Source organism: Actinomycetospora sp., assembly GCF_055612215.1.
Genome location: NZ_JBVPVA010000441.1, coordinates 1 through 7,582, shown reverse-complemented (window position 1 = coordinate 7,582; position 7,582 = coordinate 1). Strand labels below are relative to the sequence as shown.

The following is a 7,582-nucleotide window of genomic DNA, read 5'->3' as shown; positions in this document are numbered from 1 at the left end:
ACCAGGTCGGTGTCGTGGATGAAGATCGACCCCTTCTCGGGCTTGAGCAACCCGATGATCGACTTCAGCAGCACCGACTTCCCGGTCCCCGACGGACCCAGCAAACCGACACCTCACCGGCGGGCAGAGTCAACGTCACGTCGGACCAGATGTTCGAACTCCCGAACGACTTCGAGAGATTCTTGATCCCGACCTCGACGCCACCCATGCGCTTCCTCCTGCTTCGTCGCTCGGTCCGGCCGACGTCCCCGCCGGGAGGGGGGTTCCCGGTGACGGAGCGGTCGGACCACGTCGTTCAGCCACCCAGCCAGGCTGCGGCGTCCACTCGCAGCGTCGTCGCCCGATCGAGTCGGCGCAACGCTTCCTCCGTCTCGCGCATCCGCGCGGCCCCCACCTGCTGCTCGCGCTCCGCCCGCAGCCGCTCGAAAATCTCCGCCGACAGGCGCAGCACCTCCCGGCCGGACTCGGTCACGACGACGGTCCGGCGGCGCGCGTCGGTGGGGTCCGCGACCCGCTCGACGTACCCGAGCACGGCGAGTCCGTCCACGGTCTTGCCCGCCGCCTGCTTCGACACCCCCAGGAGGACGCCCAGCTCGCTGGCGGTCGCGCCGTCCCGGCCGATCGCCTGCAGCGCGAACCCGTGCGCGGGCCGCACGTGCGGGTGCCCACGGCGGGCGAGCTCGTCGTGCAGGTCGTCGACCAGCGACCGGAACGCCCCGAACAGTCGCACTGCCAACTCGGCGCCGGACATCGTCGTGCTCACCCTTCCCACGATAGACAACGTGACTTACCGTATCGACAACCACGTTGACCGAGCACAAGGAGTGCACCATGCTCGTCGTCCGCAGTGCCGCGGCCCGCCGGGTCGAGACCCCGAACGCCGTGATGACCACCTACGCGTCCCCGACCCAGGGCGGGACCACCGCGGCCCTGTGGCGGGTGGAGATGGCGCCCGGCACCCAGGGGCCGCTGCACGTCATGGACGGCGAGCAGATCTGGACGGTGCTCGACGGCGCGGCCGCGGTGACCGTCGGCGGCGAGCGGATCGACGCGGTCGTCGGGGACACCGTCGTCCTCGACGGCGGGTGCACCCGCCGCATCGCGGCCGACCCGCAGCTCGGGCTCACCGCGATCGTCACCGGCCGGGGCGGCGACGTGGCAGGCGGGCCCGACCGCGAGCCCACCGTCCCGCCCTGGATCGCCTGACCCGCGCCGGCCTACCGCTGCTCCGCCTCCGCCACCCGCTCGATCACCGTGAGCACGCTGTCGGGGTTCAGCGACATCGAGTCGATGCCCTGCTCGACGAGGAACTCCGCCAGGTCCGGGTGGTCGCTCGGCCCCTGCCCGCAGATGCCGACGTAGCGACCCTTGGCGTGGGCGGTCTCGATCAGCATCGAGATCATCTTCTTGACGGCGGGGCTGCGCTCGTCGAACAGGTGGGCCAGCCGGTCGTCGTCACGCCCGATCCCGAGGGTGAGCTGCGTGAGGTCGTTGGAACCGATGGAGAACCCGTCGAAGCGCTCGGCGAACTCGTCGGCCTGCAGCACGTTCGACGGGATCTCCGCCATGACGTAGACCTGCAGTTCGTCGCGGCCGCGTTCGAGCCCGTGCGAGGCCATCACCTCCAGCACCCGGTCGGCCTCCTCCGGGGTGCGGCAGAACGGGACCATGACGATGACGTTCGTGAAGCCCATGTCCGTCCGCACTCGCGAGAGCGCCCGGCACTCCAGTGCGAAGGCCTCCTGGTAGTCCTCGCTGTAGTAGCGCGAGGCCCCGCGCCAGCCCAGCATCGGGTTCTCCTCGTCGGGCTCGAACGTCGTCCCGCCGATCAGGCCCGCGTACTCGTTGGTCTTGAAGTCCGAGAGCCGCACGACGACGGGTTCGGGGTACTGCGACGCCGCGATCACCCCGATCCCTCGGGACATCTGCTCGACGAAGTACTCCGCGTTGTCGTCGTAGCCCTCGGTGAGCTCCTCGATCTGGGCCCGGGCGTCGTCGTCGACCTGGTCGGGGTGCAGCAGCGCCAGCGGGTGCGCCTTGATCACGTTGTTCACGAGGTACTCGACGCGGGCCAGGCCGATCCCGTGCGCGGGCAGGCGCCACCACTGCATCGCCGCGGCCGGGCTGCCGATGTTCATCATGACCCGGGTCCGCGTCTCGGGGACGTCGTCGAGGTCGAGGTCCTCCACGGAGTAGTCGAGGATGCCGTCGTAGACGTACCCCTCGTCGCCCTCGACGCAGGAGATGGTCACCTCCCGGCCGTCCTCGAGCGTCTCGGTGGCGTCGCCGGTCCCGACGACGGCCGGCACGCCCAGCTCCCGCGAGACGATGGCGGCGTGCGAGGTGCGGCCGCCGCGGTCGGTGACGATCGCCGCGGCCTTGCGCATGATCGGCACCCAGTCGGGGTCGGTCATCTCCGTGACGAGGACCTTGCCCTCCTGGAAGGTGTCGATGTCGTCGGCCGAGGCGATGCGCTGCACCTCGCCGGCCGCGATCGCCTGCCCGATCGCGAGACCGGAGACGACGACGTCGCCGGTCCCGTCGAGCCGGTAGGTCTGCAACGTGCCCGCGCCCGCGTTGGACTGCACCGTCTCCGGACGTGCCTGGACCACGAACAGCTCGCCGCTGCGGCCGTCGCGGGCCCACTCGATGTCCATCGGCCGGTCGTAGTGCTTCTCGATGGTGACGCCCCAGCGGGCGAGCGCGAGGACGTCGTCGTCGGAGAGGACGAACCGGCTGCGGTGCTCCTCGGGGGTGTCGACGTTCTCGGTGGTGTCGCCGGCGGTCTCCGGGGAGTCGGCGTACTGCAGGGTCTTCTCCTTCGCCCCGACCGACTTCGCGATGATCGGGACGAGGTTCTCCTTGTCCAGGAACGGCTTGTAGACCGTGTACTGGTCGGGGGTCACCTCGCCGCCGACGACGTTCTCCCCCAGACCCCAGGCGGCGTTGATGACGATCGTGTCCGGGAAGCCGGTGTCCGAGTCGATCGTGAACATGACGCCGGCACTGCCCGAGTCCGAGCGCACCATCTTCTGGACGCCCACCGAGAGCGCCAGGTCGAGGTGGTCGTAGCCCTGCTCGGTGCGGTAGCTGATCGCGCGGTCGGTGAACACCGAGGCGTAGCAGTCCTTGCAGGCGCGCAGCAGGGCGTCGGCGCCGGTGATGTTGAGGTAGGTGTCCTGCTGGCCGGCGAAGCTCGCGTCGGGGAGGTCCTCCGCGGTGGCGCTGGACCGGACGGCCACGTCCACGTCGGTGGTGTCGTAGCGCCGGGAGAGCTCCTCGTAGGCCTCGCGGATCGCGTCCGCGGTGTCCTGCGGGAACTCCGCCTTCGCGAACTCGTCGCGGATCGCGGCCCCGACGCGGGCGAGCTCGTCGCCGTTCGGGTCGAGGCCGTCGAGCAGCTCGCGGATGCGGTCGTCGAGGCCGTTGGCGGACAGGAACGCCCGGTAGGCCTCGGAGGTGGTCGCGAAGCCGCCCGGCACGCGCACGCCGGCCCGGTCGAGGTTCTGGATCATCTCGCCGAGCGAGGAGTTCTTGCCCCCGACGGCGTCGGTGTCCTCCGAGGACAGGGTCTCCAACCAGCGCACGTGGTCCATCGCGGCCCTCCGTCCCGGGCCCGAGCGGCCCGCTCCCGGCACCATTCATTCCCTCGGTCGATCGAGCCGAACCGCCGAACGGTTCTCCGGGCGCGGCACGATGGAGGCATGGACACGTCGCGCGACGCCGTGGCCCGCCGCTACGGGGAACACCTCACCGACCACGACCTGCTGGCGCTGACCGGCGACCGACCCGACCAGGTCGACGCCCTGCGCCGCCACCCGGAGCTCGTGCTCGACCTCCTGGACCGGCCCGCGGTCGCCGACGCCCTGCTCACCGCCGCACACGACGAGGGCGAGCGCTTCCGCTACGTCTCGCCCTTCCTCGTGTTCGCGGCGGCGGTCCACCGGGCGGCCGGGTCGCTGGTCGGGCGAACGGCGGTGGTCGACCGGACCGCCCCGCGCTCGCGCCTCCCGATCCTCGACGGCCCGGTCATCGCGGCCTTCGCCACCGAGCCCGCGCACCGGCTCTTCCTCGCCGAGCTCCTCGCCTCCTACGCGCGGCTGGCCTCCGGCGTCGTGTGGCGCCGCGGTGAGCGTGGCTGGCACCGGCGGCGCTGGGACGAGCTCGACCTGCCGCGCCTGGCCGAGCTGCTCGCCGACGTCGCGCCCGAGGCCCGGCCCGGGGTGTGGCGCCGGATCGGCGACGGCGCGCTCTTCCTCGCGGGCGTCTACCCGGAGTACGCCGAGCGGACCTACGGCGGAACGGGGACGACGCACCTGCAGCGGGCCACCGGGCTGCGGCTGCGCGGGGAGGGCCCGGTCGCCGAGCTCCTCGAGGACCTCGCCGGCCGCGCCTACGGCCAGGCCCGTGGCGCCGTGCCGCCCGGCGTCGTCGAGTCGCCGCAGTCGGCCCGCCGGATGCTCACGATCGTCGCCGACCGCTACCTGCACCGCGATGCCGTCGTGGGCCCGGCCTGACCGTTCTGAGCGATGGGCCCCCTCGGTCGATAGAAGCGACTGAGGGTGCCCATCGCTCAGCCGACACCGGCGTACGCGGTTCCGGCGAGGGGCGCCCTTCGCCGATCTAGTCGACCGAAGGTGCCCCTCGGTCGGAACGGCGGCGGGGCGGGACCCCGGACGTGTGCCGCAGGTCACGTCGCCACCTGTCACGGCCGGCCGACACCGCCGGTCTTCTCCCCGAGACGATCGAGCGAGGAGGACGGGCCATGACGGCGACCGAGGTTCTCGGGACCAGGGGCGGACCGCGCGGACGGGAGCGCGCACGCGTGGTGGTGCTCGGCGGGGGCTACGGCGGGCAGCTCGCCGCGCAGTCGCTCGCCCGGCGCACCGACGCGGCGGTGACGCTGGTGAACGACGGCGACCGCTTCGTCCAGCGAGTCCGCCTGCACCAGCTCGCCACCGGGCAGCCCGTCGAGGCGCCCCGCTTCACCGACCTGCTGGCCGGGACCGGCGTGCGGTTCGTCGACGACCGCGTCCTCGGCCTCGACCCCGTCGCCCATCGCGTCGCGCTGCGCGACGGCGGGTCCCTCGACTACGACGTCGTCGTCCTCGCCCTCGGCAGCCACGCGGCGGTCCCCGAGCACGCGTACGACGTCACCACGGCGGCCGGCGCCGCGGAGCTCGCCGCGCGGCTGGACCGGGGATGCCGCCGCCTCGCCGTCGTGGGCGCCGGGCTCACCGGGCTGGAGACCGCGACGGAGCTCGCCGAGAGCCACCCCGCCACCGCGACCACGCTCGTCACGGCCGGGGCGCTCGACGACGACCTCTCGGCCAAGGGCGTCGCGCACGTCCGCCGCGTCGTCGCCCGGCTCGGGATCCGGGTGGTCGAGCACGCCGAGGTGAGGGCCGTCCACCCCGGCGGGCTCACCCTCGCCGACGGGACCGAGGAGGCCGCCGACGTCGTCGTCTGGACCGGCGGCCTCGTCGTCCCCGACCTGGCGGCCCGGGCCGGGCTCGCCGTCGACGCGCACGGGCGGGTCCTCGTCGACGCGGCCCTGCGCTCCACGTCGCACCCGGACGTCGTCGCGGTCGGGGACGTCGCGGCCGCCGTGGCGTCGAACGGCGACGTGGTGCGGATGGCGTGCGCGACCACCATCCCCGCGGCCCAGCAGGGTGCGCGCACCGTCGCCGCGGTGCTGGCCGGACGCGAGCCGGGCGCGTTCCGCTACCGCTACGCGATCCGGTGCGTCAGCCTGGGACGCCGCGACGGGCTGGTGCAGGTGGTGCACACCGACGACCGGCCGCGCGAGCTGGTGCTGACGGGCCGGGCCGCCGCCCGGGTGAAGGAGGCGATCGTGAGGGGCACGCTGTGGGTCCAGACCCACCCCCGGATCCCGGCGAGCGCGTGACCCGTCCCCCGGAGACCGACACCCCCACGGCACGGTTCGAGGCGAACCGGCCGCGGCTCACCGGGCTCGCGTACCGGATGCTCGGCGAGCTCGACGAGGCGCAGGACGCCGTCCAGGACGCCTGGCTGCGGTGGTCGCGCCACGAGTCCGAGGTGCTCGAGCCGGAGGCGTGGCTGACCCGCGTGGTGGTCAACCTCTGCCGCACCCGGCTCGCGGCGCTGCGCGACCGTCGCACCGACTACGTCGGGCCGTGGCTGCCCGAGCCGGTCCCCACCGGGCCGGGCGGGGTCGACCTCGGGCCGTCCGAGACCGCCACCCAGCGGGAGACGCTCTCACTGGGGATGCTGCGCCTGCTCGAGCTGCTCTCCCCCGCGGAGCGGGCCGTCGTCGTCCTGCACGAGGCGTTCGACTACCCGCACGCCGAGGTCGCCGAGCTGCTCGACCTCCCTGAGGCGACGGTGCGCCAGCACCTGCACCGCGCCCGGGAGCGCATGGGCTCGGGTCGGCGCCGCTTCGAGGCCGACGCCGAGCGGGCCGCCCGGCTGACCGCCCGGTTCCTCGCGGCGGCCGGGGGCGACGACCTCGCGGCGCTCGAGCAGCTCCTGGCCGACGACGTCGAGGCGCTCTCCGACGGCGGCGGCGTCGCGCGGGCGGCCCGGAAGCCGGTCGCGGGCCGGGCCAAGGTCGCCCGCTTCGTCGTGGGCCAGGCGAAGAACGCGACGGCGGCGACCATCACGGTCGAGGAGGTCAACGCCGGCGTCGCGATCGTCGCCCGCGTCGGCGGGCAGGTCGTCGTCGTCATGGCGCCGGAGTTCGACGCGGCGACCGGCGAGCTGGTGCGGCTCTCCTCGGTCCTCAACCCGGCGAAGTTCGGGGCGATCCCGGCTCAGCCGCCGGCCCGGTAGGCGCTCACGACGGCGGCGGTGTCCTGCGACCCGAGACCCGCCCGGTCTGCGGCGGCCAGCCGGTCGGCGAGCATGGCCAGCAGGCCGGTGTGGGTGCCCGCGGAGTACGCGGCGTCGAGGATCAGGTGGGTGTCCTTGAGGACGCCGTCGAGGGCGAACGAGGGCCCGAAGTCGCCGGAGACCATACCGGCGCCCTTGAGCTGGGCGTAGCGGCTGTCGAGCGCCTGGCCGGAGATCGCGTCGAGGAACAGCTGCGGGTCGAGCCCGAGGTCCCCGGCGAGCGCGACGGACTGGGCCACCCCGCCGACGACCGTCGCGAGCCACGCGTTGACGACGAGCTTGAGTCGGCTGCCGGCGCCGACCTCGTCGCCCGCCCAGATCGTCGTCGAACCGATCGCCTCGAACACCGGGCGGACCCGCTCCTCCAGCCCCCGGTCCCCCGAGGGCAGCAGCACCAGCGCCCCCTGCTCGGCCGGGTCCTTCGTACCGACCACGGGGGTGTCGAGGAACGCGACCCCGGCGTCGCGGGCCTGGGCGGCCAGCCGGTCGATGCCGTCGATGCCGACCGTGGAGGTCTGCACCCACACCGTCTCCGGGCCGAACGCTTCGAGCGCGTCGGCCATCGTGGCGGCGACCGCGTCGGCGTCGAAGAGCATCGTCAGGACCGCGTCGGCGTCCTTCACCGCGTCCGCGGCGGAGTCGACGACGATCGCGCCGTCCCCGGCGAGCGGCTCCGCCTTGTCCCGGCTCCGGTTCCACGCCCGGACCT

At 73.6% G+C, this 7,582-nt stretch carries 7 protein-coding genes and 1 pseudogene; 4 read left to right on the top strand and 4 right to left on the bottom strand.

Annotated elements, in window-relative coordinates; all coding sequences use genetic code 11:
* Both AC0CYZ_RS12405 and AC0CYZ_RS12400 read right to left on the bottom strand, forming a co-directional pair.
* Positions 1-208 (bottom strand): annotated as a pseudogene (locus AC0CYZ_RS12405) (ATP-binding cassette domain-containing protein); the annotation flags it as partial.
* 87 nt (positions 209-295) lie between these two features.
* The gene (locus tag AC0CYZ_RS12400; protein WP_472215704.1) at positions 296-763 is read right to left on the bottom strand and encodes a MarR family winged helix-turn-helix transcriptional regulator; all 468 of its coding nucleotides are present in this window, start codon (positions 761-763) and stop codon (positions 296-298) included.
* Positions 764-831: 68 nt separating this feature from the next.
* On the opposite strand from AC0CYZ_RS12400, the gene AC0CYZ_RS12395 reads away from it, so the two are divergent.
* Positions 832-1,206, top strand: coding sequence for a cupin domain-containing protein (locus tag AC0CYZ_RS12395; RefSeq protein WP_472215703.1), 375 nt, complete (start codon positions 832-834; stop codon positions 1,204-1,206).
* Between the two features lie 11 nt (positions 1,207-1,217).
* On the opposite strand, the gene ppsA is transcribed toward AC0CYZ_RS12395, so the two are convergent.
* Positions 1,218-3,596, bottom strand: a complete 2,379-nt coding sequence (gene ppsA, locus AC0CYZ_RS12390; protein WP_472215701.1) for a phosphoenolpyruvate synthase — start codon at positions 3,594-3,596, stop codon at positions 1,218-1,220.
* A 108-nt stretch (positions 3,597-3,704) separates the two neighbouring features.
* Here ppsA and AC0CYZ_RS12385 point away from each other — a divergent pair, with 108 nt between their 5' ends.
* The 3 genes from AC0CYZ_RS12385 to AC0CYZ_RS12375 all read left to right on the top strand — a co-directional run bounded on the left by AC0CYZ_RS12385 (position 3,705) and on the right by AC0CYZ_RS12375 (position 6,813).
* Positions 3,705-4,517: a hypothetical protein gene (locus AC0CYZ_RS12385; protein WP_472215699.1), complete on the top strand. Its 813-nt coding sequence runs from the start codon at positions 3,705-3,707 to the stop codon at positions 4,515-4,517.
* Between the two features lie 248 nt (positions 4,518-4,765).
* Positions 4,766-5,908 carry an NAD(P)/FAD-dependent oxidoreductase gene (locus tag AC0CYZ_RS12380; RefSeq protein ID WP_472215697.1) on the top strand — a complete coding sequence of 381 codons (1,143 nt, stop codon included), beginning with the start codon at positions 4,766-4,768 and terminating at the stop codon, positions 5,906-5,908.
* Positions 5,905-6,813: a sigma-70 family RNA polymerase sigma factor gene (locus AC0CYZ_RS12375; protein WP_472215695.1), complete on the top strand. Its 909-nt coding sequence runs from the start codon at positions 5,905-5,907 to the stop codon at positions 6,811-6,813. Before AC0CYZ_RS12380 ends, AC0CYZ_RS12375 begins: the two co-directional genes overlap by 4 nt.
* On the opposite strand, the gene AC0CYZ_RS12370 is transcribed toward AC0CYZ_RS12375, so the two are convergent.
* The coding region (locus tag AC0CYZ_RS12370) for an NAD(P)-dependent oxidoreductase (protein ID WP_472215693.1) at positions 6,795-7,582 on the bottom strand (788 nt) is incomplete at its 5' end. The two genes, AC0CYZ_RS12375 and AC0CYZ_RS12370, sit on opposite strands and share 19 nt — an antisense overlap.

What these genes read in the sequence shown, in the direction of transcription:
- AC0CYZ_RS12395 (WP_472215703.1), top strand. Translation starts at nt 832, where the DNA reads ATGCTCGTCGTCCGCAGTGCCGCGGCCCGCCGGGTCGAGACCCCGAAC.
- ppsA (WP_472215701.1), bottom strand. Translation starts at nt 3,596, where the DNA reads ATGGACCACGTGCGCTGGTTGGAGACCCTGTCCTCGGAGGACACCGAC.
- AC0CYZ_RS12385 (WP_472215699.1), top strand. Translation starts at nt 3,705, where the DNA reads ATGGACACGTCGCGCGACGCCGTGGCCCGCCGCTACGGGGAACACCTC.
- AC0CYZ_RS12380 (WP_472215697.1), top strand. Translation starts at nt 4,766, where the DNA reads ATGACGGCGACCGAGGTTCTCGGGACCAGGGGCGGACCGCGCGGACGG.